Origin of the sequence: Mesorhizobium sp. M7A.F.Ca.US.002.01.1.1, from assembly GCF_004022955.1 — a bacterium.
Classification (GTDB): Bacteria; Pseudomonadota; Alphaproteobacteria; order Rhizobiales; family Rhizobiaceae; genus Mesorhizobium; species Mesorhizobium ciceri.
The window spans coordinates 1-626 of the sequence record NZ_RZQE01001017.1; the positions used below are offsets into that span (position 1 = coordinate 1).

Below are 626 nucleotides of genomic sequence, written 5' to 3' on the forward strand. Positions count from 1 at the left end.
GTGCTGCACAATGCGGCCGGGCGCGTCGGCGGTCTCGATCTCGGCTTCGTGCCGGGCGAGGGCGGCAGAAACGTTGCCGGCATGCTGGGCGAAATGGAGCTCTTGTTCCTGCTCGGCGCCGACGAGATCGACATGGCCAAGACCGGCGGCGCCTTCGTCGTCTATATCGGCACGCATGGCGACCAGGGCGCGCACCGCGCCAATGTCATCCTGCCGGCGGCCGCCTACACGGAAAAATCGGCCACCTATGTCAACACCGAAGGGCGCGTGCAGCAGACCAACCGCGCCGGCTTCGCGCCGGGCGAGGCGCGCGAGGACTGGGCGATCCTGCGGGCGCTGTCGGATGTGCTCGGCAAGAAACTGCCGTTCGATTCGCTGCCGCAGCTGCGCGCCAAGCTTTATGGCGAATACCCGCATCTGGCCCGTATCGACCAGGTCGCGGCCGGCAATGCCGAGGATATCGCCGAGGTGGCGAAGCTCGGCGGACGGCTGAACAAGGGCACCTTCACCTCGCCGGTGACGGATTTCTACCTGACCAACCCGATCGCGCGGGCATCGGCCGTGATGGCGGAATGCTCGGCACTGGCCAAGAGCGGCTTCAAGCAGGCGGCAGAATAAGCATGGAC

General features: G+C 66.6%; 1 protein-coding gene. It reads left to right on the forward strand.

Features of this window, described 5'->3' with window-relative positions:
* Nucleotides 1-618: molybdopterin-dependent oxidoreductase (locus tag EN932_RS37455; RefSeq protein ID WP_164890916.1), on the forward strand; the 618-nt coding region annotated here is incomplete at its 5' end.
* Nucleotides 619-626: the final 8 nt, after the last annotated feature.